22 protein-coding genes are annotated in these 22,889 nt (G+C 59.6%); all 22 read left to right on the top strand.

All coding sequences use genetic code 11. The features are described from left to right. The first annotated feature begins 29 nt into the window (after window positions 1–29). The 22 genes from H9X81_RS01260 (at window position 30) to H9X81_RS01155 (ending at window position 22,844) form a co-directional block, all read left to right on the top strand. A complete protein-coding gene (locus H9X81_RS01260) occupies window positions 30–827 on the top strand; it encodes an HNH endonuclease (protein WP_204719294.1) in 798 nt (265 codons plus the stop codon). A gap of 252 nt (window positions 828–1,079) precedes the next feature. Then, window positions 1,080–1,583, top strand: coding sequence for a translation initiation factor IF-3 (infC, locus tag H9X81_RS01255; RefSeq protein WP_207750999.1), 504 nt, complete (start codon window positions 1,080–1,082; stop codon window positions 1,581–1,583). 22 nt (window positions 1,584–1,605) lie between these two features. Further along, window positions 1,606–1,803, top strand: a complete 198-nt coding sequence (gene rpmI / locus H9X81_RS01250) for a 50S ribosomal protein L35 (protein WP_177504204.1) — start codon at window positions 1,606–1,608, stop codon at window positions 1,801–1,803. A gap of 64 nt (window positions 1,804–1,867) precedes the next feature. Beyond that, the gene (rplT, locus tag H9X81_RS01245) at window positions 1,868–2,221 is read left to right on the top strand and encodes a 50S ribosomal protein L20 (protein WP_177504206.1); all 354 of its coding nucleotides are present in this window, start codon (window positions 1,868–1,870) and stop codon (window positions 2,219–2,221) included. A gap of 158 nt (window positions 2,222–2,379) precedes the next feature. Then, window positions 2,380–3,183, top strand: coding sequence for a TrmH family RNA methyltransferase (locus tag H9X81_RS01240; protein ID WP_204719293.1), 804 nt, complete (start codon window positions 2,380–2,382; stop codon window positions 3,181–3,183). 35 nt (window positions 3,184–3,218) lie between these two features. After that, window positions 3,219–4,430 (top strand): DNA-processing protein DprA, encoded by a 1,212-nt coding sequence (gene dprA, locus H9X81_RS01235; RefSeq protein ID WP_204719292.1) that lies wholly within the window; start codon window positions 3,219–3,221, stop codon window positions 4,428–4,430. An 86-nt stretch (window positions 4,431–4,516) separates the two neighbouring features. Then, on the top strand, window positions 4,517–6,601 hold the full coding sequence (topA, locus tag H9X81_RS01230) for a type I DNA topoisomerase (protein WP_204719291.1): 2,085 nt from the start codon (window positions 4,517–4,519) through the stop codon (window positions 6,599–6,601). Continuing rightward, complete coding sequence (gene trmFO, locus H9X81_RS01225) at window positions 6,598–7,911, top strand: methylenetetrahydrofolate--tRNA-(uracil(54)-C(5))-methyltransferase (FADH(2)-oxidizing) TrmFO (protein WP_204719290.1); 1,314 nt, start codon at window positions 6,598–6,600, stop codon at window positions 7,909–7,911. The genes topA and trmFO overlap by 4 nt, the downstream gene beginning before the upstream one ends. 3 nt (window positions 7,912–7,914) lie before the next feature. Next, window positions 7,915–8,958 carry a phosphate acyltransferase PlsX gene (plsX, locus tag H9X81_RS01220; RefSeq protein ID WP_191392366.1) on the top strand — a complete coding sequence of 348 codons (1,044 nt, stop codon included), beginning with the start codon at window positions 7,915–7,917 and terminating at the stop codon, window positions 8,956–8,958. A 5-nt stretch (window positions 8,959–8,963) separates the two neighbouring features. Then, window positions 8,964–9,635 carry a ribonuclease III gene (gene rnc, locus H9X81_RS01215; protein WP_204719516.1) on the top strand — a complete coding sequence of 224 codons (672 nt, stop codon included), beginning with the start codon at window positions 8,964–8,966 and terminating at the stop codon, window positions 9,633–9,635. A 1-nt stretch (window position 9,636) separates the two neighbouring features. Next, window positions 9,637–10,635: an elongator complex protein 3 gene (locus H9X81_RS01210; protein WP_345941512.1), complete on the top strand. Its 999-nt coding sequence runs from the start codon at window positions 9,637–9,639 to the stop codon at window positions 10,633–10,635. Window positions 10,636–10,720: 85 nt separating this feature from the next. Next, window positions 10,721–14,308 (top strand): chromosome segregation protein SMC, encoded by a 3,588-nt coding sequence (gene smc, locus H9X81_RS01205; RefSeq protein WP_204719288.1) that lies wholly within the window; start codon window positions 10,721–10,723, stop codon window positions 14,306–14,308. A gap of 22 nt (window positions 14,309–14,330) precedes the next feature. After that, the gene (gene ftsY / locus H9X81_RS01200; protein WP_204719287.1) at window positions 14,331–15,248 is read left to right on the top strand and encodes a signal recognition particle-docking protein FtsY; all 918 of its coding nucleotides are present in this window, start codon (window positions 14,331–14,333) and stop codon (window positions 15,246–15,248) included. 21 nt (window positions 15,249–15,269) lie between these two features. After that, window positions 15,270–15,908 (top strand): RdgB/HAM1 family non-canonical purine NTP pyrophosphatase, encoded by a 639-nt coding sequence (gene rdgB, locus H9X81_RS01195; protein ID WP_204719286.1) that lies wholly within the window; start codon window positions 15,270–15,272, stop codon window positions 15,906–15,908. Next, on the top strand, window positions 15,902–16,207 hold the full coding sequence (yhbY, locus tag H9X81_RS01190; RefSeq protein ID WP_177503160.1) for a ribosome assembly RNA-binding protein YhbY: 306 nt from the start codon (window positions 15,902–15,904) through the stop codon (window positions 16,205–16,207). Before rdgB ends, yhbY begins: the two co-directional genes overlap by 7 nt. 34 nt (window positions 16,208–16,241) lie before the next feature. Further along, the gene (gene nadD / locus H9X81_RS11990) at window positions 16,242–17,456 is read left to right on the top strand and encodes a nicotinate-nucleotide adenylyltransferase (RefSeq protein WP_204719285.1); all 1,215 of its coding nucleotides are present in this window, start codon (window positions 16,242–16,244) and stop codon (window positions 17,454–17,456) included. An 18-nt stretch (window positions 17,457–17,474) separates the two neighbouring features. Beyond that, window positions 17,475–17,834, top strand: a complete 360-nt coding sequence (rsfS, locus tag H9X81_RS01180) for a ribosome silencing factor (RefSeq protein ID WP_177503163.1) — start codon at window positions 17,475–17,477, stop codon at window positions 17,832–17,834. A gap of 35 nt (window positions 17,835–17,869) precedes the next feature. Continuing rightward, on the top strand, window positions 17,870–20,284 hold the full coding sequence (gene leuS, locus H9X81_RS01175) for a leucine--tRNA ligase (protein ID WP_204719284.1): 2,415 nt from the start codon (window positions 17,870–17,872) through the stop codon (window positions 20,282–20,284). Window positions 20,285–20,436: 152 nt separating this feature from the next. Next, window positions 20,437–20,613 carry a 30S ribosomal protein S21 gene (gene rpsU / locus H9X81_RS01170; RefSeq protein ID WP_177455770.1) on the top strand — a complete coding sequence of 59 codons (177 nt, stop codon included), beginning with the start codon at window positions 20,437–20,439 and terminating at the stop codon, window positions 20,611–20,613. A 92-nt stretch (window positions 20,614–20,705) separates the two neighbouring features. Continuing rightward, window positions 20,706–21,431 carry an alpha/beta hydrolase gene (locus tag H9X81_RS01165; protein WP_243423881.1) on the top strand — a complete coding sequence of 242 codons (726 nt, stop codon included), beginning with the start codon at window positions 20,706–20,708 and terminating at the stop codon, window positions 21,429–21,431. A 37-nt stretch (window positions 21,432–21,468) separates the two neighbouring features. After that, window positions 21,469–21,978: a YqeG family HAD IIIA-type phosphatase gene (locus H9X81_RS01160; RefSeq protein WP_191392244.1), complete on the top strand. Its 510-nt coding sequence runs from the start codon at window positions 21,469–21,471 to the stop codon at window positions 21,976–21,978. Continuing rightward, a complete protein-coding gene (locus H9X81_RS01155; protein ID WP_204719282.1) occupies window positions 21,975–22,844 on the top strand; it encodes a TIM barrel protein in 870 nt (289 codons plus the stop codon). The genes H9X81_RS01160 and H9X81_RS01155 overlap by 4 nt, the downstream gene beginning before the upstream one ends. Window positions 22,845–22,889 lie beyond the last annotated feature (45 nt).

The raw sequence follows: 22,889 nt of genomic DNA, 5'->3' as shown, positions 1-22,889 counted from the left end.
TTTAGTTGGGCAGAGAGGTTATTATATTTATGGAAATTATTCTGGTTGCTTTAATTTTATTAGGAATATGGATGATTTTTCATGTATGGCAAGAAAATACCGTAAAGGAATCAAGTGAGCGTATAAAAAAATTGTTAGAATTGAATGAACAAACAGAGTTTCTTGACGGCTTTCGCAGTGAATTTTTTTATGATGTAAATCTATCAACAAAGCCGAAGTTTGATAGATTTGATTTGAACACTCTCTATGACGACGCTGTACGGAAAGATGAGCAATTATATAATTCAGCTTCGAATGTACTGAAAAATCAACAGATATATCAAGATTATCAGCAAAAAACCGCTGAACTAGAGTCAACTATTACACCTGAGGAATCTAAGAAAATCCATATTGGATATAAAAAATATAAAATTATAGAAGAAAAACTGTTTTGCGAGTTGATGAAGAAGCCAATTTTAACTGGTAGTGTAACTTGTGTAGCTAATTACAGAAGTCCTAAGGGACGAAATAGTTACTCTAAAAGGAAAGAGTATGCCTTGAATAAGGTGTTAGAGCGATATGAGGAACTTAAACAGATAGATGCTAATTCTCAAACCGAGATGGCACGTCGTAGTAGGGAAAGAGCTCTCATGACAGACAAGTTAAGGTATTCGATTTTGAAAAGAGATGGATTTCGTTGTCAAATTTGTGGGCGTACAGCTCAAGATGGAGTTAAATTACATGTTGATCATATTATCCCTGTTTCAAAGGGTGGAAGAACGATACCATCAAATTTGCGAACATTGTGCGAAGATTGTAATCTGGGAAAAAGTGATGAGCTAGAGTAAGAAATAAACTACAAATTATATAGAAGTGCTTGACATTCCGGTGGGGAGCTGGTATACTGTTCTGGTAAATCAAGTAGAGCGGTAGTTCGCTTTCACCGGTGCGCGATCAAGCAGCACATGGTAGATACGGGTTCATGGACGGTTTCCCAAGGGAGATCGTTTTGTGATGTGTGTTTATCAGAGCGTGGGCGGAATACTGCCTGCGCTTTATCTTTTTATTCAGTCTAATGGAGGTGCGTTAGCATTAAGGATTTGCCGATCAATGAAGAAATCCGCGACAAGGAAGTACGAGTGATCGATACCGATGGCAGCCAGCTGGGCATTATGTCCGCCCGGGACGCCTACAAGATCGCTCTGGAAAAGAATCTGGATCTGGTGAAGATTGCGCCCCAGGCCACTCCGCCTGTGTGCCGCATCATCGACTATGGCAAGTACCGGTTCGAGCAGTCCAAGCGCGAAAAGGAAGCCAGAAAGAATCAGAAAACCATTGATATCAAGGAGATCCGTCTTTCGCTGAATATTGATGTCAACGACTTCAATACAAAGGTAAAGCAGGCCATCAAGTTCCTGGAGGGCGGCGACAAGGTCAAGGTTTCGATCCGTTTCCGCGGTCGTGAAATGGCCCACCCGGAACTGGGTACCACCATCATGCAGCGTTTTACCGAAAGCGTAGCCGGATACGGCACGGTGGAAAAGCAGCCGAAGCTGGAAGGCCGCAGCATGACCATGTTTGTTACCGCAAAGAATGGTAAGTAAAATTTAGGGAGGATTCATTATTATGCCGAAGCTTAAGACACACAGCGGAGCCAAGAAGCGCTTCAAGATGACCAAGAAGGGCAAGATCAAGAGAGCTCAGGCTTTCAGAAGACATATTCTGAACAAGAAGAGCACCAAGCGTAAGAGACTGCTGAGAAAGGCTGCCTATGTACATGGCACCAACCTGAAGGCTCTCAGACTGCTGATGCCTTACAAGTAAGCCGACCGCTTGCTGAAAAAATCGGATCACTACTTTATTGTATAAACTCTTGGAGGTATAGGAAATGGCTCGTATCAAGGGCGCGGTTATGACCCGCAAAAGAAGAAAGAAGACTCTGAAGCTCGCCAAGGGCTACTTCGGCGCAAAGAGCAAGAGATTTAAGATGGCGAAGCAGGCCGTGATGAAGTCCGGTCAGTATGCTTACATCGGCAGAAAGCAGAAGAAGAGAAACTTCCGCTCTCTGTGGATCACCCGTATTTCGGCTGCCTGCCGCATGAACGGTGTGAACTACTCCACCTTTATGAACGGTCTGAAGAAGGCTGGCATCACCCTGAACCGCAAGATGCTCTCTGAGCTGGCTATCAACGATGCTGCCGCTTTCACCGCTCTGGTAGAGAAGGCTAAGGCTGCTCTCTAATTTTTCGCACAGAAACGCCCGTTTTTCACAGAAAGCGGGCGTTTTTTGATACCCGGAAACACTGCCGGAATCAGTCCGGCGGATTGACAAGAGGCACACTCTGGGCATACAATAGGAAATTGAACAAAGCCCCCGGTTCTGCCGGGAGAAAAGGAACGGTGACCGTGCAGGAAATCACATCTTCACAGAATCCCCGGATCAAGGAACTGGTCAGGCTCTCCAGCCAGAAAAAGGAGAGGAGCCTGAGCGGTCTTTTTGTCGTGGAATCGGCTAAACTCGTGGAGGAAGCAGCCCTTGCCGGCATCGGCATTGAGGCGCTCTACCGCACCGATGAAGCCGCCGAAAAATATGCACCCTATCTCGCCCCGGCCCAGGCAGCCTGCGGCAGTGAGGTGCGCATCACCCGTCCGGTGGCGGAAAAGCTGGCGGCGTCCCAGCATACCCAGGGGGTCTTTGCCCTCTGCCGTATCCCCGAGCCCTCCCTCACTGCGGAGAGCCTGTCGCCCCAGGGACGCTATCTGGTGCTCAGCTCGCTCCAGGACCCGGGCAACATCGGCGCTGTGCTGCGTTCAGCCCTGGCCTTCGGCTGTGACGGGCTGATCCTCTCGGACGACTGCCCCGACCTGTACAGCCCCAAGGTGCTGCGGGCTGCCATGGGCGGCGTGTTCCGCCAGCCGGTTCTGGTGAGCCGGGATCTGCCTGAGCTGATCCGCTCCATGCGGGAAAAGGGCATCGACACCCTGGCAGCTGCCCTGGACCGCTCTGCCATGACCAGCGATGAAGCCCGGCTCGACCGGGACGGCGTGGCGGTGGTCATCGGCAATGAGGGCTCCGGTCTTTCCACCGAAATGATCGAAGCCTGTGGAAAAACAGTGTTTATCCCCATCTCGGCCCGGTCCGAGAGCCTCAATGCCTCGGTGGCTGCCAGCATTTTCCTGTGGGAAATGCGCCGCCGGGGATAACAGGACGATTTCTTTGGGAGTTGGGAGGGAATCCTATGGATCAGGCTGTTTATTGGCTGTGGTTTGCTGGGCTGTTCGGGCGGGGAACCCGGCTTTCCCATGAAATGCTGGAGTTCTACGGCTCGGCAAAGGCAGTTTTTGAGGCGTCGGAGCAGGAACTGCGGCAGACCGCCCTGCTCACCCGGGAACGGATCGCCCGGGTGCTGTGCCATGACACCGATGCCGCCCAGCGCCAGTATGACGAGGCGCTGCGGGAGGGCTGCCGGGTGCTCACCCCCGGGGACGACGAATATCCCGACTGTCTGCGGCATATCTATGCACCGCCGTCCGCCCTGTTCCTGCGGGGAAGCCTGGCGGGGCTGGAGGAGCGGCCTGCCATTGCGGTGGTGGGTTCCCGGCACAGCGATGAATATGGCCTGACCGTAGCTTCCCGGCTTTCGGAGGAGCTGGCGGCAGCCGGGGTGAGCATTGTCAGCGGGCTTGCCATGGGGATCGATCAGGCGGCACATCGGGCCGCTATCAAAGCCGAGGGCGTCACAATCGGCGTTTTGGGCTGTGGTATCGAACTCGATTACCCCAAGGGCACCCGTCCCCTTCGGGAACTGATGACAGAAAAGGGCGCTGTCCTCACCGAATATCCGGTGGGAGAGCCGGCCCGCCCGGGAAACTTCCCCATGCGCAACCGCATCATCTCGGGACTGTCCCGGGGTGTGCTGGTGGCGCGGGCGGACGAGTACAGCGGTTCGCTCATCACTGCCGGGCATGCCCTCAGCCAGGGGCGGGATGTGTTCGCCGTGCCGGGACGCATCGACGAAGCCCTCTCCCGGGGCACCAACAAGCTGCTGCTCCAGGGCGCCAAACCGGTGACCTGTGCCGGGGATATTCTGGAGGAGTATGCCTCGGTGCCCAGCTGGGGCAGGAGCGTTCCCAGTCAGGTCACACCCGACCCGGTGCGGTTGCGCTCCGGGAGCCGTCCCCGTCCCCAGCGCAAACCAGCGGGACAGCGGTCCGGTCTGCCGGCAGATCCGGCAGTCTGTCCTGATCCGCCCCGGCGCCGGCCCGTTCCCGACTATCTCAGCCGCAGCCAGGCGGACCTGCTCGGGCAGATCGGTTCCCAGCCGGTCACAGCCGCCCAGCTGGCAGTCCAGACCGGGCGTCCGGCAGGGGAGATCCTCTCCTCGCTCAGTGAGCTGGAGATCTACGGACTGATCGAGAGCCATGGCCCGCTGGGCTATACGGCACTCTGATTCTATATGAAATGTTCCGGCCTTCGGGCCGTTTGGCAGACGGTTCTTTTCATTCGGGAACCGTCCGATAAAGGAGTGGAAACGATATGTCAAATCTGGTGATTGTGGAGAGCCCCGCAAAGGCCAAAACGATCAAGAAATATCTCGGTTCCGGTTATGAAGTGGTGGCGTCCATGGGACACATCCGCGACCTGCCCAAGAGCAAGATCGGCGTGGACATCGAACACGGCTTCAAACCGGACTACATTGAAATGAAGGACAAGAAGGAGCTTATCTCGTCGCTGAAGAAGCAGGCGAAAAAGAGCGACAAGGTCTATCTGGCAACCGACCCGGACCGGGAAGGCGAAGCCATCTCCTGGCATCTGGCCTATATCCTGGGGCTGGATCTCAACGATCAGAACCGTGTGACCTTCAATGAGATCACCAAGAGCGGTGTGAAAAATGGTATGGAACACCCCCGCACCATCAACATTGACCTGGTGAACGCCCAGCAGGCCCGTCGTATCCTTGACCGGATCGTGGGCTATAAGCTGTCCCCGTTCCTGTGGAAAAAAGTGCGCCGGGGTCTCTCCGCCGGACGGGTGCAGTCGGTGACTGTCCGCCTGATCTGCGACCGGGAAGAGGAGATCCGCAAGTTCGTTTCGGAGGAGTACTGGACCATCGATGCCAAGCTGCTGGCTTCGGGCAGCCGCAGCCCCTTTGCCGCCAAGTTCTACGGCACCCCCGAGGGCAAGATGGAGCTTGCCAACCAGGAGGAGACCGACCGCATCCTGGCAGAGCTGGAAGGGGAAGCCTTCACCGTTGGAGCGGTGAAGAAGGGCATCCGCAGAAAGAGCCCGGCACCGCCCTTCTCCACCTCGACCCTCCAGCAGGAGGCCTCCCGCAAGCTGGGCTTCCAGGCCCGCCGCACCATGAAGGCAGCCCAGGAGCTCTACGAAGGCGTGGAGGTAGCGGGCATGGGCGCTGTGGGTCTTATTACCTACATGCGTACCGACTCGCTGCGTATCTCGGACGAGGCCCAGGCAGACGCTGCCAAGTACATCGGCGAAAAGTTCGGCACCCAGTACCTGCCGCCGTCCAAGCGGGTGTATAAGTCCAAATCCAATGCCCAGGATGGACATGAGGCCATCCGTCCCACCATGATCGAAATGAGCCCGGACAAGGTCAAGGACAGCCTCTCTGCCGACCAGTACAAGCTCTACAAGCTCATCTGGGAGCGGTTCCTCGCCAGTCAGATGGCAAATGCCCTCTACAATACAGTGGCAGCGGATATTCACGCCGGCAAGTACCTGTTCAAGGCCTCGGGCTTCAGCGTGAAGTTTGACGGCTTCACCACCCTCTATGAGGAGGGCCGGGACGATGCTGAGGACGCCGAAGGCAAGCTGCCGCCCATTGAAACCGGTGACGCCCTCAAGGTGAAATCCCTGGGCGGCAACCAGCATTTCACCCAGCCGCCGGCCCGGTACACCGAAGCTTCCCTTATCAAGACACTGGAGGAAAACGGCATCGGACGCCCGAGCACCTATGCCCCCACCATCACCACCATTCTGGCCCGGGGCTATATCGAGCGGGAACAGAAGGCCCTGAAGCCCACCATTCTGGGCGAAGTGACCACCAAGCTCATGGAGGAGCAGTTCCCGAACATTGTCAATGTGAAGTTCACCGCCAACATGGAAAAGAGCCTGGACGAGGTGGAAGAGGGCAAGGAGGACTGGGTCAGCACCCTGAGCGAGTTCTATGACGAGTTCTCCGCCACCCTGGAACAGGCGGAAAAGAATATGGAAGGCACCCGGGTGAAGATTCCCGACGAGGAGACTGACATCATCTGTGAGAAGTGCGGACGCCCCATGGTGATCCGTCTGGGCCGGTACGGCAAGTTCCTGGCCTGCTCCGGTTTCCCGGAGTGCACCAACACCCGCCGTCTGGTGGAGGACACCGGCGGCATCTGTCCCAAGTGCGGCGGACGCATCGTGGTGAAGAAGTCCAAGAGCGGACGCAGCTTCTATGGCTGTGAAAACTATCCCACCTGCGATTTTATGACCTGGGATAAGCCCATCGAGGAGAAATGTCCCCGGTGCGGCAGCACCCTGTTCAAAAAGACCGGACGCTTTGCCAAGATCCACTGCCTGAAGGAAGGCTGCGGCTATGAAAAGGGGGTATCCAAGGAATGACCCCTGTCACTGTGGTAGGAGCCGGATTTGCCGGCTGTGAAGCCGCCTGGACCCTGGCTCAGAACGGCATTCCCGTCACCCTCTGGGAGATGAAGCCCCGGAAGTTTTCCCCGGCGCATCACTCCCCGGACTTCGCCGAGCTGATCTGCTCCAACTCCTTCAAGGCCAGCCGTCTGGAATCGGCAGCAGGACTGCTCAAGGCGGAGATGGAACGGCTGGGAAGCCTGTGTGTCCCCTGTGCCAAGGAGACAGCTGTGGCTGCCGGCGGCGCCCTGGCTGTGGACCGGGACCGATTCTCGGCGCTGGTCACCGAAAAGATCCGCAGTCATCCGCTCATCACCGTCCGGGAGGGCGAAGTCACTGAGATTCCGGACGGGAATGTGATCATCGCCACCGGCCCGCTCACCTCCGAGGCGCTTTCCGCCGCCATCGGGGAGCTGATCTCGGCGGAGTATCTCAGCTTCTTTGACGCCGCCGCCCCCATTGTGGAGGCGTCCAGCATCGATATGGACAAGGTGTTCTTCGCTGCCCGGTATGGTCGGGGGGACGATGACTATATCAACTGCCCCTTTGACAAGGAGGGCTATGAGAAGTTCGCCGGGGAACTGGCAAACGCTGAGAGCGTGGAGCTCAAGGAGTTTGAAAAGCGGGACTTCAAGGTCTATGAGGGCTGTATGCCCATCGAGGTCATGGCCCGCCGGGGCGCTGACACCATGCGGTTCGGCCCCCTCAAGCCTGTGGGGCTCCGGGACCCGAAAACCGGTCACCGTCCCTGGGCAGCGGTCCAGCTGCGCCGGGAGAATGAAGCCGGTACCCTCTACAACATCGTCGGCTTCCAGACCAACCTCAAATTCCCGGAACAGAAGCGGGTATTCTCGATGATCCCCGGTCTGGAACACGCGGTCTTTGCCCGGTATGGCGTCATGCACCGCAATACCTTTATGAATTCGCCCAAGCTGCTCCATGCGGACTTCTCGCTGCGCAGTGACCCCCGCATCTTCTTCGCCGGTCAGATGACCGGCGTGGAGGGGTATATGGAGTCGGCTTCGTCGGGACTCATCGCCGGCATTGCCATGGCCCGGCGGCTGCGGGGACTTCCCCCGCTGGAGCTGCCCGAAACCACCATGCTCGGCGCGCTGACCCGGTATATCAGCTCGTCCACGGCGGAGGATTTCCAGCCCATGGGCAGCAATATGGGCATCCTGCCGCCCCTTCCCGAGAAGATCAAGGGCAAGGCGGAGCGCTACGGCGCACTGGCTGCCCGTGCCATGCAGGATCTGGAACAGACCCTGAGAGATTTGGAGGCATAAGCTATGAAAATTATCGTTGACGCGTTCGGCGGCGACCATGCGCCGCTGGCTGTGATAGAAGGCTGCCGTCAGGCAGTGGACGAGCTGGGGGCAGAGATCCTGCTCACCGGTGATGAGGAGAAGATCCGTCAGGCTGCTGCTGAGGCGAAGATCTCCCTGGACGGCATGGAGATCGTCCATGCGCCGTCGGTGATCCCGGTGGAGGAGGACCCCACCACCCTGCTCAAGAAGTACGCTGATTCCTCGATGGCAGTGGGTCTGCGCCTGCTCAGCGAGGGCAAGGGCGAGGCCTTTGTGTCCGCCGGAAGCACCGGCGCCCTGGTGGTGGGCTCCACCCTCATTGTCAAGCGTGTAAAGGGCGTGCGCCGTATTGCCATCGGCACCCTGGTTCCCAATGCCGGAGCCGGTTACCTGCTGGTGGACGCCGGTGCCAACCATGACTGCCGTCCGGAGATGCTCCTGCAGTTCGCCCTCATGGGCAGCGCCTATATGGAAAAGGTGCAGGGCATCCCGAAGCCCCGGGTGGGCCTGGTGAACATCGGCACCGAGGAGAACAAGGGCACCCAGCTCCAGCTGGATGTGCTGCCCCTGCTCAAGGAGGCGCCCATCCACTTCACTGGCAATGTGGAAGCCCGGGGTCTGCCCCTGGGCGAAGTGGATGTCGCCGTGACCGACGGCTTCACCGGCAACATCATTCTCAAGACCACCGAGGGCATGGGCAAGTTCTTCTCCAATGAGCTCAAATCCATGGTCAAGAGCTTCCCGGGCGTGCTGGGAGGTCTCCTGCTGGCGGGCAAGTTTGGGGCCCTCAAGAAGAAATCCGATTCCAACGAGGCCGGCGGCGCTCCGCTGCTGGGCCTGCGCAAGCCGGTCATCAAGGCCCATGGCAGCTCCAATGCCAAGGCCTTCAAGAACGCCATCCGCCAGGCCATGACCTGCCATCAGAACAATATGGTCGGCCTGATTGAAGAATATATGGAAAGCTACCGTGCAGCTGAGGCCGCCGCCAAGGCAGAAGCTGCCGCCGGAGAGGAGGAAGCACAGTGAGAGAGATGCATGAGCTGGAAAAAACCATCGGCTATGAGTTCAAAAATGAGGGATACCTGCGCACTGCGCTGACCCATTCCTCCTATGCCAATGAGATGCGCTCCCGCTGCCCGTACAACGAGCGGCAGGAGTTCCTGGGGGACGCGGTGCTGTCCATCATCGTGTCCGACTACCTGTTCAAGAGCTCCCATCTGGCAGAGGGCGACCTGACCAAGCTGCGGGCCTCCATTGTCTGCGAGAAGTCGCTCTGGGGCTGGGCCAAGGAGATCCACCTCGGCGATTATATCCTGCTGGGCAAGGGCGAAGAGAACTCCGGCGGACGGGAACGCCCCTCCATCCAGGCCGATGCCTTTGAGGCACTCATCGCCGCCGTCTATCTGGACAGCGGCATGGAGCGCACCCGGCAGTTCCTGATGCCCTTTGTGCTGCGCAGCCTGGAAAACGAGGAAAAGCCCGCCTTCAAGGACTACAAGACCCTGCTGCAGGAGATCGTCCAGAAGAACCCCGAGGAACAGCTCAGCTATGAGCTGGTGGAGGAGCGCGGCCCCGATCACGACAAGACCTTTGTGGTACAGGTGAAGATCAACTCCAATGTCATCGGGCACGGCGAGGGCAAGAGCAAGAAGGCCGCGGAACAGATGGCTGCCAAGGAAGCCGTCGAGCTCATGGGAGAATGAGGTGAAGCACGCCAACATCGCCCTGTTTGTGCCGCATATCGGCTGCCCCCACCGGTGCAGCTTCTGCGACCAGAACGCCATCTCCGGAGCGGAGCGTCCGCCGGAGCCCGCTGATGTCACCGCCGCCTGTGAAACGGCCCTACAAAGCCTGGGCAGCCGGGCGGCTGAGGCGGAGATCGCCTTCTTCGGCGGGAGTTTCACCGCCATCGACCGGGGGTATATGCTCCGGCTGCTGGACGCTGCCCGGCCCTATGTCCGGGCGGGGAAGGTGCGGGGCATCCGGCTCTCCACCCGCCCCGACGCCGTGGAGCCGGAGGTGCTTTCCCTTCTGCGGGAGTACGGCGTCACCACCATCGAGCTGGGCGCCCAGTCTATGGACGACCGGGTACTGGCACTCAACGGGCGGGGTCATACCGCGGACCAGGTGCGCCGGGCGGCGTGCCGGGTGCGGGAGATGGGCTTTTCGCTGGGGCTTCAGATGATGACCGGTCTGCCCGGGGATACCCCTGAGGGCGCCTGGTACACCGCCCGGGAGCTGGCAGCCCTCTCCCCGGCAGAGGTGCGCATCTATCCCACGGTGGTGCTGGACGGCACCCGCATGGGGAAGTGGTACCGCCAGGGCATTTACCAGCCGCCGGGAGTCCGGGAGAGTGTTCCGCTCTGCGCCGGGCTGCTGGAATTTTTCGAAGACCAGGGCATCCGGGTGATCCGCCTGGGGCTCCATGCCAGCCGGTCGCTGGAGGAGCGTCTGCTGGGCGGGGCATATCATCCGGCGTTCCGGGAACTGTGCGAAGGGGAACTGCTGGTGCAGCGGCTGCTCCGGGGCCTTGCCGGGCGTGTTCCTGGCCCGGTGACGGTGCGGCTCAATCCCCGGGACCGGTCGAAGTTCACCGGGCCGCACCGGCAGAACCTGACCCGTCTGGCAGAACTGGGCTGGCAGGTCACTATCCGGGAAGATACAGAGATCCCGGCGGGACAGATCCTGCCGGAGTTGGAATAAAAAACGGACGGCTGTCCGTCCCGAATCGGCGCAGCAGCGCAGACTGGGGACAGACAGCGGCAGAACCGAGAGGAGTGAGGGTATTTTGCAGATCAAATCGCTGGAGATCCAGGGCTTCAAGTCCTTTCCCGACAAGGTGAAGCTCACCTTTGACCAGGGGATCACCGCTGTGGTAGGCCCCAACGGCAGCGGCAAGAGCAATATTGTGGACGCCGTGCGCTGGGTGTTCGGAGAACAGTCCACCAAGACCCTCCGGGGCAGCCGCATGGAAGATGTGATCTTCGGCGGTACTGCCAAGCGCAAACCCCAGGGCAGTGCCATGGTCAATCTGGTGCTGGACAACTCGGACCGTCTGCTGCCGGTGGACAGCGATGAGATCTCCATCACCCGCAAGCTCTACCGTTCGGGCGAGAGCGAGTACCGTCTGGGCGGCGCTTCGGTGCGTCTCAAGGATATCTATGAGCTGTTCATGGATACCGGCCTGGGACGGGACGGCTATTCGGTCATCGGACAGGGACGCATCGCGGAGATCATCTCCAGCCGCAGTTCCGAGCGCCGGGAGATCTTCGAGGAGGCAGCGGGCATCTCCAAGTACCGCTACCGCCGGGGTGAAGCCCAGCGCCGTCTGGATGCCGCCGAGGAGAACATGCTCCGGCTCCGGGACATTCTCTCGGAACTGGAGGGACGGGTGGAACCGCTGCGCAAAGAGGCGGAAAAGGCCCGGGAATATCTGGCGCTGGCAGACGAGCGCCGCACTCTGGAGATCGGCGTGTGGCTGGCGAAGATCGACCAGCTCTCCGCCCAGTACCGGGAGCTGCAGGATAAGTTCCTGGCAGCCCGGGGCGAGTATGACAGCCTGGCCCGGGAAGAGGAGGGCATGGAGGAGCGGATCAATCTGCTCTACACCCAGATGCAGGACTGTGCCGTCACAGCGGACGGACTCCGCACCCGCCTGCGGGAATGGGAGGCGGAGGCAGCCCAGATCCGGTCGGATCAGGCGGTGGGGGAGAACAATATCGCCCACAGCCGGGAGAGCATCGCCTCGCTGGAAGCGGAGCACCGTCAGGGGCTGGAACACACCGATGCCGATCAGGCTGCCGCCGCTGAGGCGGAGAAGCGCATTGCCGCCCTGGAACAGGCCGGGGAGGAGATCCGCAGCCGCCTGACCGAGGAAACAGCCCGTGCTCAGCAGAACGAAAAGCAGCTGGCAGAGCTGGACGGGGAGATCGAATCTCTCAAGTTCCGGCGCACCGCCATCTATAAGCAGATCGATGATGCCCGGTTCTCCGGGGCGGCGAGTCAGTCGCTGCTGGAGGAGACCCACCGCCGTCTGGAGGAGATCCGCCAGGCGAGCGGCAGCCGGGATGGGGAACTGGAGCGCACCCGGCAGGAGCTGGCGGAGTGCGAGGAACTGCTCGCCGGCACCGATGCCCGGCAGGAGGAGTTCCAGAATGCCCGGAAGGGCTGGGAGATGCGCCTGCAGAGCCGGAAGGAACGCTGGCAGCAGCTGGCGGATCAGCTTGCCGCTGTACAGAATGAAGCGGCCCAGAAGCGCCAGCGGGCGGGCATCCTCGAGGGAATGGAAAAGAGCCTGGAAGGCTATACATACAGCGTAAAGTTTATCCTGCAGCAGAGCAGCCGGGGAATGCTCCGGGGCGTGCATGGGTCGGTGTCCCAGCTGGTGGCAGCTGCCGATCCCCGGTACTCCACCGCCATTGAGATCGCTCTGGGCGCCGGTATGCAGAACATCGTCGTGGAGGACGAAAACGCCGCCAAGCAGTGCATCCGCCTGCTGGACCGGGAACGCAAGGGCCGTGCCACCTTCCTGCCCATGACGGCAGTGCGGGGACGGCGCATGGACGACCGGGAGTTTGCCGGTATGGAGGGCGCCGTGGGCATTGCCTCGTCGCTGGTCACTGCCGAGAGCCGTTTCTCCGGCATTGTGGAGCATCTGCTCGGTCGCATCCTCATCGCCGAGGATCTGGACTGCGCCGTCGCTATTGCCAAGCGGTGCGGCTACAAATTCCGCATCGTCACCCTGGACGGACAGGTCATCAACACCGGCGGCGCCATGACCGGCGGTTATACTGCCAAGAGCGCCGGTCTGCTGGGACGGCGGGGCGAGATCGACCAGCTGGAAGCCGAAGCCGCTGCCCTGGAGCAGAAGGCTGCGGAACAGGAGCGCACCCTCACCGCCGCCAGGGAGGAGATCAGCCGCATCGAAGCGCAGATCTGGAGCATTGACGCCGGTCTGCGGGAGGTATCGGACGACCGCATCCGGGCCGAGGGGGAGAAGAAGCGCCTGGAACAGATCCTTGCTTCGGCAGGGGAATCCGCCGCCAAGGAAAAGGCGGAGGAAGCGGCGCTGGCAGCCCGTGTGGAACAGCTCACCGGCGAGAACCGCAGCGCGGAAACGGTGCTGTCCGGTCTGACCGGAGAGCTGGATCAGGTTTCCGCTAAGATTGAAGCCCTGCAGGAGGAGCGCCGAAAGGCAGATGAAGCCGGACGGGATCAGGAGCGCCGCAAGGCAGCCCTGGATCTGCAGCGGCTGGAACAGGAAAAGGATCTGGCGGCGGCAAAGGCGGAACAGGAACGCCTGACCGCCCGGCAGGAGGACAGCCGGAACCGTCTGGCGGAGATCCGGGAGCGGATCGCCGAACTGGAGCGCTCCATCCAGACCGACCGCAGTGCCATTGAGGCCGGGTCGATGCGTCTGGAGCAGCTGGCGGAACAGACCGTCACTGCCAATGAGCGCATCCGCCAGAGTGAGGAGACCCGGCGGGACTGCGAACAGAAGGTGAGCAGCCTGCGTTCCCAGAGCCGGGAGCTCTCCGCCCGCAAGGAAACCCATGCCCGGGAAGCCGCCCGTCTGGACGAACGGCTCCAGGCAGCGGGCAGCGAGCGGGATCAGGTGGTCGCCAAACTGTGGGAGAGCTATGAGCTCACCCCAACCATGGCAGTGCAGCAGGTGTCCGCGCCCGAGGACCCGGCGGAGGCCGAGCGCCGTCTGACAGCGGTGCGCAGCCGCATCCGGGGTCTGGGCAGCGTCAATGTGGGCGCTGTGGAGGAATATGAGGAGGTATCCCAGCGGTACAGCTTCCTGTCCGCCCAGCTGGACGATGTGGAAAAGTCCAAGCGGGAACTGGGCAGGCTCATCGAGGAGCTCACCTCCCAGATGCGTCAGCTCTTCCTGGAGAGCTTCGGGGAGATCAACCGTCACTTCGGACAGATCTTCACCGAGCTGTTCGGCGGAGGCCGGGCAGAACTGCTGCTGGAAGACCCTGCTGATCCCCTGGGCTGCGGCATCGAGATCAAGGTGCAGCCCCCGGGCAAGGTCATCAAGAACCTGGCGGCGCTCTCGGGCGGCGAACAGGCCTTTGTGGCGATCGCCATCTACTTTGCCATCCTCAAGGTGAACCCGGCGCCTTTTGTTATTCTCGACGAGATCGAGGCGGCGCTGGACGATGTGAATGTAGCCAAATATGCCCGGTACCTGCGCAGCATGACCGGTCATACCCAGTTTATTGCCATCACCCACCGCCGCGGTACCATGGAGGAAGCCGATGTACTGTACGGTGTCACCATGCAGGAGGAAGGCGTATCCAAGCTCATCGAACTGCGGGTGGGCGAACTGGAGGAAAAACTCGGGATCGGTGCGGGCCAGAATGCCTGACCGACCCCGTTAGGAGGATACTATGGGATTTTTTGAAAAGATCAGCGCCGGGCTGAAAAAGACCCGGGATTCGCTGATGGGCCGTCTGGAGGATCTGGCTGCCGGTTTTACCAAGGTGGACGAGGACTTCTTTGACGAGCTGGAAGAAACACTCATCATGGGCGATGTGGGCGCCAATGTGACCATGCGCATCATGGACGAGCTCCGGGACCGGGTACGCCATGCCGGCATCACCGAGCCCACTGAGGTCATCGGACAGCTGCGGGAGATCATCACCGGCCTGATGGGGGAGGAGAGCCCGCTGGATCTCTCCACCAAGCCCTCGGTGGTGCTGGTGATCGGCGTCAACGGCGTGGGCAAGACCACCACCATCGGCAAGATGGCGGCCTATCTCCGGGGCGAGGGCAAGCAGGTGCTGCTGGCAGCAGCGGATACCTTCCGTGCGGCGGCAGCGGAACAGCTGGCAGTCTGGGCAGACCGTGCCGGTGCCGAGCTGATCCGCCACGAGGAGGGCAGCGACCCCGCTTCGGTGGTGTTTGACGCCATCCACGCCGGCAAGAGCCGGGGCGCCGATGTGATTATCTGCGATACCGCCGGACGCCTGCACAACAAGAAAAACCTCATGGACGAGCTTTCCAAGATCGCCCGGGTCATCAGCCGGGAACTGCCCGACGCGGCAGTGGAGGTGCTGCTGGTGCTGGATGCCACCACCGGTCAGAACGCCATCTCCCAGGCCCGCAGCTTCCAGGAGGCCGCCGGGATCACCGGTATTGTCCTCACCAAGCTGGACGGCACCGCCAAGGGCGGCGCTGTCATCGGCATCCGGGAGGAGCTGGGCGTGCCGGTGAAGTTCATCGGCGTAGGCGAAGGCATTGACGATCTGCGTCCCTTTGTGCCGGCGGAATTTGCCGCTGCGCTGTTTGAGGGACAGGAGCTGTAATACAAGGGAGAGAAAACGGACATGAAAGTGATCGTAGCCACCGGCAATGCCGGCAAAATGCGGGAATTCAAGCGCATCCTGGAGCCGCTGGGCTTCCAGGTGACCAGCATGAAGGAAGAGGGCATTGATGTGCCCATCGTCGAGGACGGCACCACCTTTGCGGAGAATGCCCGCATCAAGGCCATGACCGTGCATCAGCACACCGGAGAAGCAGTGATCGCCGATGACTCGGGCATCTGTGTGGATGCCCTGGGCGGACGCCCGGGAGTCTATTCGGCCCGGTACGGCGGGGAGGACCTGCCCCATCCCGAGAAGATCAAACTGCTGCTCTCCGAACTGCGGGATACACCGCCGGAACAGCGGGGCGCCCGGTATGAGTGCGCCATTCACTTTGTGCTGGCAGACGGTCGGGAATATGCCTTCCATGCCGACTGCCCCGGCATGGTGGGATATGAAACCAGGGGACAGAACGGGTTCGGCTATGACCCGATCTTTTATATCGGCGAGCGCAGCTTTGCCGAATACAGCGACGAGGAAAAGGACCGGATCAGCCACCGGGGCAAAGCGCTCCGGCAGATGGCGGAGGAGATCGGACGCCGGGTGGAAAGCGGCGAGATCCGGGTGACAAACCCCAGTGAAAAGGAGAATAACAGATGCTGACAAGCAAGCAGAGAGCCTATCTGCGCAGTCTGGCAAACAGTGCCGAGACCATTCTGCAGGTGGGCAAAGAGGGAATTTCGGAGAATCTCATCAAGCAGGTGGACGACGCGCTCACCGCCCGGGAACTCATCAAGGGCAAGGTGCTGGAAACCGCTCCGGGCTTTGCCGGGGAGATCGCTGCCCAGCTGGCAGAGGCCACCGGCAGTGAGGTGGTACAGGTGATCGGCATGCGGTTTGTACTGTTCCGCCGGAACCTGAAGAACCCGAAGATCAGCCTGAAAAAGGACGATGTCCGCTGAGTGACGGACATAGAAGCCGGAGGAGGAATGGACAGTGAAGATCGGCATTCTGGGGGGGACTTTCAGCCCCATCCATGACGGGCACCTGCGCCTGGCAAAGACCTATCAGCAGGAGCTGGGGCTGGAAAAGATGCTCCTGATCCCCACCTATCAGCCGCCCCACAAGCACACCGACCATCTGCCGGACGGCGAACACCGCTGCCGCATGGCAGAGCTGGCTTCGGAAGGGCTTCCGGGATTTGAGGTTTCGGACATCGAGATCCGCCGGGGCGGCAAGAGCTATACGGTGGATACCCTGGAAGAGCTGCGGCAGCTCTATCCGGACGGGGAGTTCTATCTGCTCACCGGCAGTGATATGTTCTGCACCGTGCTGGACTGGCACCGGGGCGCGGAACTGGTGAAGCTGGCGGAGATCTGCACCATGGAGCGGGGCGGGGATACCGCCGAGATGCTGGAAGCCCAGGCGGAACGCATCCGGGCAGCGGGCGGAAAGGCACGGATCATCCACAAGGAACCCTTTGACTGTTCCTCCACCGAGATCCGGGAGCGCATTGCCGCCGGCTGCCGGGACAGCCGGGAACTGGGGCTTGATCCCAAGGTGCTCTCCTATATTTTGCAGAACGGGCTCTATGGAAGCGATGTCCGGGACTGGGTCTATGACGAGGAAAAGTTCGTGGAAACAGCCCGCCGTCTGGAAAAACCCAAGCGGTTCCAGCATTCCATGAATGTGGCGGACCGGGCGGAGGAACTGGCGGGAATCTATGGGGAAAACCCCTATCTCTGCCGGATTGCCGGGATTCTGCACGATGTCTGTAAAAATCTTCCGGAAGAGGAGCAGTTTTCGCTGGTAAAGCGGTTGCGTGGCCCCATAAAGAATGATATAATGAATGATAATTCCTTTGGCCTTGTACCGCCCATCTGGCATGGTCCGGCGGCAGCGGCTTACATCTGGGAGACTCTCGGGGTCTATAACCGGGAGATCCTCTATGGTGTGGCCTATCATACCACCGGACGCACCGGCATGAGTCTGTTTGAAAAGATCGTCTATATTGCCGATCTCACCTCGGCAGAGCGGGATTATCCCGATGCCCTGGAGGTGCGGGAACTGGCTGACCGGGATCTGGATGCAGCACTGCGGTGCTCACTGGAATTTACACTGAAGAAAATGCGCGCCAATGCCACCCCCATGACACGGGATACCCTGGAGATCATGCGGGAATATGGCATTGACTGCGGGGAATATTGCTGATGGAAAGGAGGAGATGGAATGACAGCATTGGAACTGGCCGGAAAGATTGTCAGCTGCATTGACGCCAAGAAGGGCGAGGATATCAAACTGCTGGATGTGCATGATCGCACCACTCTGTGTGATTATTTCGTGATCGCATCGGGTTCCAGCACCCCTCAGCTCCGGGCCATGGCAGATGAGATCGATGAAAAACTCAGCGAACTGGGCATTGATGCCCGCCGCCGGGAGGGCTGGGAAACAGCTGACTGGCTGCTGCTGGATTATGAAACGGTCATCGTTCATCTGTTCCGGGGAGAAGTCCGTGAATTCTATTCGCTGGAGCGACTATGGAGAGATGCCCAGGAAGTGGATATTTCAAACATGGTTAAGCCCAACTGAGGGCTTCGGACAAACTGGAAGGGAAGAATGATTTTATGAAATACGATTTTGCCGCAGTGGAAAAGAAATGGCAGGACATCTGGGAAAAGGAAAATACCTTTGCCGCCTCCAATGATTACACCAAGCCCAAGTTCTATGCGCTGGTGGAATTCCCCTATCCGTCGGGACAGGGCCTGCATGTGGGTCATCCGCGCTCCTATACCGCGCTGGATATTCTGGCCCGCAAGCGCCGTATGGAAGGCTATAATGTTCTCTATCCCATGGGCTGGGACGCCTTTGGTCTGCCCACCGAGAACTATGCCATCAAGAATCACATCCACCCGGAAATCGTCACCAAGAACAATGTAGCCAACTTCAAGCACCAGCTCAAGAGCCTGGGTCTCTCCTTCGACTGGACCCGGGAGATCAATACCACCGATCCCGATTACTACAAGTGGACCCAGTGGATCTTCCTGCAGCTCTTCAAGCATGGTCTGGCTTATAAGAAGGAAATGTCGGTGAACTGGTGCACCTCCTGCAAGTGTGTACTGGCAAATGAAGAGGTTGTAGGCGGCGTCTGCGAGCGCTGCGGCGGCGAAGTGGTCCACAAGGTCAAGAACCAGTGGATGCTCGGCATCACCAAGTATGCCCAGCGCCTGATCGATGATCTGGATACCGTGGATTATATCGACCGTGTCAAGACCAGCCAGATCAACTGGATCGGTCGCTCCACCGGTGCGGAAATCGACTTCGATACCACCGCCGGTGATACCCTCACCGTATTCTCCACCCGCCCGGATACCCTCTATGGCGCCACCTATATGGTTATCGCGCCGGAGCATCCCTATATCGAGAAGTGGGCGGACCGCATCACCAATATGGAAGCCCTGCGTGCCTATCAGGCGGAAGCTGCCCGCAAGAGCGACTTCGAGCGCAGTGAAATGGCTGCCGACAAGGAAAAGACCGGCGTCTGCATCGAAGGCGTCCGGGGCATCAATCCGGTGACCGGGGGGGAGATCCCGATCTTTATCTCCGACTATGTCCTGATGACCTACGGTACCGGCGCCATCATGGCAGTTCCCGGTCACGATGACCGTGACTGGGCCTTCGCCAAGAAGTTCGGCCTGCCCATCATCGAAGTGGTAGCGGGCGGCAATGTGGAGGAAGCTGCCTTCACCGACTGCAATACCGGCATTATGGTCAACAGCGGCATGCTGGACGGCCTGACTGTGGAAGAGGCCAAGAAGAAGATCACCGAGTGGCTCAGCGAAAACGGCAAGGGCCGGGAAAAGGTCAACTACAAGCTGCGTGACTGGGTATTCTCCCGTCAGCGGTACTGGGGTGAACCCATCCCGATCATCCACTGCCCGCACTGCGGTATGGTTCCCGTACCGGAGAGTGAACTGCCGCTGCGTCTGCCCGAAGTGGACTCCTATGAGCCCACCGATACCGGCGAGAGCCCCCTGGCTGCCATGACCGACTGGGTGAACACCACCTGTCCGGTCTGCGGCGCGCCTGCCAAGCGGGAGACTGATACCATGCCCCAGTGGGCTGGTTCCAGCTGGTACTTCCTGCGGTACTGCGATCCGCACAACGACAAGGAACTGGCCTCCAAGGAGGCGCTGGACTACTGGATGCCGGTAGACTGGTACAACGGCGGTATGGAGCATACCACCCTGCACCTGCTGTACAGCCGGTTCTGGCACAAGTTCCTGTATGACATCGGCGTGGTATCCACTCCCGAGCCGTACCAGAAGCGTACCAGCCATGGTATGATCCTGGGCGAGAACGGCGAGAAGATGAGCAAGTCCAGAGGCAATGTAGTCAACCCGGACGACATCGTCAAGGAGTACGGCGCTGATACCCTGCGTACCTATGAGATGTTCATCGGCGACTTTGAAAAGAGCGCCACCTGGAACACTTCGGCGATCAAGGGCTGCAAGCGCTTCCTGGACCGCATCTGGAACCTGATGGATATTGCTGTGGAGGGCGATGCTTACAGCGAGAAGCTGGAATCCTCCTTCCACAAGACCGTGAAGAAGGTCAGCGAGGACATCGAGGCGATGAAGTTCAACACCGCCATCGCTGCCATGATGAGCCTGCTCAATGAGATCTATGATGCCGGCAGCATCACCCATGAGGAACTGCGCACTCTGCTCAAGCTGGCGAATCCCTTCGCACCCCATGTCACTGAGGAGATCTGGAGTGTGATGAACTTCGGCGGTCAGATCAGCGGACAGAGCTGGCCCACCTATGATCCTGCCAAGTGCGTGGACAGCATGGTGGAGATTGCTGTGCAGCTCGCCGGCAAGATCAAGGCCCGTATCATGGTGCCCGCCGACATCACTGCTGCCGATGCCATCGCCGCTGCCAAGGCAGATCCTGCCATGGCACCGCTGCTGGAAGGCAAGACCATCATCAAGGAGATCTATGTTCCCGTCAAGCTGGTGAACATTGTGGCAAAAGGCTGATTTTCTACCGGTTCTTTCGGAGAAAACCACTTGACACTGCCCGATGGATTTAGTATAATATCTTGTGTTATCCACTTAATCTGCCGTATTAAGTGGCAGAGAACATGGTTGGATATCAACTCCTGCCGTGTGGCGTAGGGAGGGAAATGGAAATGTCAGAGATCAGAATCAAGGACAATGAGTCTCTGGAGAGCGCACTGCGCCGCTTCAAGAGACAGTGCGCGAAATCCGGCGTTCTGGCAGAGGTTCGTAAGAGAGAACACTACGAGAAGCCTTCTGTAAAGCGCAAGAAGAAGTCCGAGGCTGCGCGCAAGCGTAAGTTCAAGTAAGCGTTACTTGATAATACCGTGTTGAAGCGAGTGGAGAAATCTGCTCGCTTTTTCATTTGTCCGGAGGTCCCGGAAAAGGAGAAACCATGGAGATGAAACCGATCACCCTCTGCGGCGTGTCGGCACTGGCCTGGGGAAAGGATTCCGACCGGCGCATTCTGGCAGTGCACGGCATGATGTCGCACAAGGCCGATGAACCCATCCGCCTGCTGGCAGAGGCGGCAGAAAAGCAGGGCATCCAGACGGTGAGCATCGACCTGCCCGGTCATGGCGACCGCAAAGGGGAGATGGCACTCTGCACCGCCCAGCACTGTGTGCCGGAACTGCATGCGATGCTGGAATCCCTGCTGGAAGAGAGCCGGGAAGTGGGACTGTTCGGCGTCAGCCTGGGCGCCTGCTTCGGCCTGATGGCGGCGGCAGGTCTGCCGCTTTGCCAGGCCCTGCTGGTGTCGCCGGTGGTGGATATGCCCGGCCTTATCGAGGGCATGATGCGGGCTGCGGGTGTCACCCCGGAGCAGCTCGAGCGGGAAAAGGTGATCCCGGTGCCGGACGCCCAGCCACTGGACTGGGAGTATTACTGTTATGTCCGGGAGCACCGGCCTGATTCCTGGACGGTGCCCACAGCGGTGCTCATCGGGGAGCGGGACGAGCTGGAGCCCCCGGCAGTGACCGAGGCCTTCTGCAAGGCGCACGGCTGCGGCCTGGAACAGATCCCCGGGGCGGGACACTGGCTGCACACACCGGAGGAACTCGCTGTTCTGCGAAGCTGGCTGGAGCAGAACCTCAGCGGTTGCGGAAAGCCGGAAAATCGTATATAATAGCGGAAGAATGCCAAGGCTTATCAGGAGGTGGACCATGTCCCGTTTGCAGCCCGATTACTATATTCCCCATATCACCGGTGTGACGCTGGAATTCTTACGCCGGCACGGGATACGGGGGCTGATCCTCGATGTGGACAACACCCTCACCACCCATGACGACCCCACACCGCACCCGGATATTGCCGCCTGGCTGGACGGGATGCGGCAGGCTGGTGTGGGCATGATGATCGTCTCCAACAACACTGAGGAGCGGGTGCGGCCCTTTGCGGAGATCCTGGGACTGCCCTATGTGGCGGACGGCAAAAAGCCCGGCACCGATGGAATGCGGCGGGCAGCGGAAAAGCTCGGCGGTCTGCGCCCGGAAGAGACAGCGGTGATCGGCGACCAGATCTTCACCGATGTGTGGGGCGGCAACCGGTTCGGAGCGCTCACCATCATGGTGGCGCCGCTGGGGCCGGAGATTGTGCCGTTTATCAAGCTCAAGCGTGTGGCAGAAAAACTGGTGCTGCGGGGCAGAAAGCCGCGGAAGTTGGAGGAAGTATGATTCGGTTCGGACCGGCGGGGGCAGCGGACAGCTTTGCCGCCATGGGTTATAAAAAGACGGCACAGATGCCGGAATATCTGGAGAAGATGGGGCTTACGGCCTTTGAGTACCAGTGCGGACGGGGTGTACGCATCACCGATGAGGCAGCCCGGGCACTGGGAGAGGGCTTCCGGCAGCGGGACATCGCTGTGTCGCTGCACGCGCCCTATTATATCTCCATGTCCTCGCTGGACGAGGAAAAGCGGCTGGGTAGCCTGCGCTATATTCTTGAGTCGGCCCGGGCAGTGACTGCCATGGGTGGGCGGCGCATTGTGATCCATGCCGGTTCCACTGCCAAGATGCCCCGGGCGGATGCCCTGGAACTGGCGCTGGACACCTTCCGGCGGGCCATCGCGGCGCTGGACGAAGCCGGGTACAGCCAGGTGATTCCCTGCCCGGAGGTGATGGGCAAGCTGGGACAGCTCGGGGATCTCTCCGAGGTGCTGGCCATGTGCGGCGTGGACGAGCGGATGCTCCCCTGCATCGACTTCGGTCACCTCAATGCCCGGACCTTTGGCACTCTCAGGACCCGGGCGGACTATGCCGCGGTGCTGGATGCCATTGAAAATGCCATCGGTCTGGACCGGGCCAGACAGATCCACTGCCATTTTTCCAAGATCGAGTACACCCAAAATGGCGGGGAAAAACGGCACCTCACCTTTGCGGATACGGTCTATGGCCCGGAGTTTGAGCCGCTGGCAGAGGAGTTCTATCGCCGGGGATACAGTCCTGTGGTGATCTGCGAATCCGCCGGAACTCAGGCGGAAGACGCGGTATTGATGCAGAATGCCTATCAAAAGGCGTCTTTAGCCGGGGAAAAGGCGTAAAAATTCGCCGTTCCCCTTGAAATACCAGCGTTTTACTGATAAAAT

This window comes from Hydrogenoanaerobacterium saccharovorans, from assembly GCF_016901815.1.
Taxonomy (GTDB): domain Bacteria; phylum Bacillota; class Clostridia; order Oscillospirales; family Ruminococcaceae; genus Avimicrobium; species Avimicrobium caecorum.
Note: the sequence above shows the minus strand (reverse complement) of the source record. Positions and strands in the feature narration are given on the sequence as shown.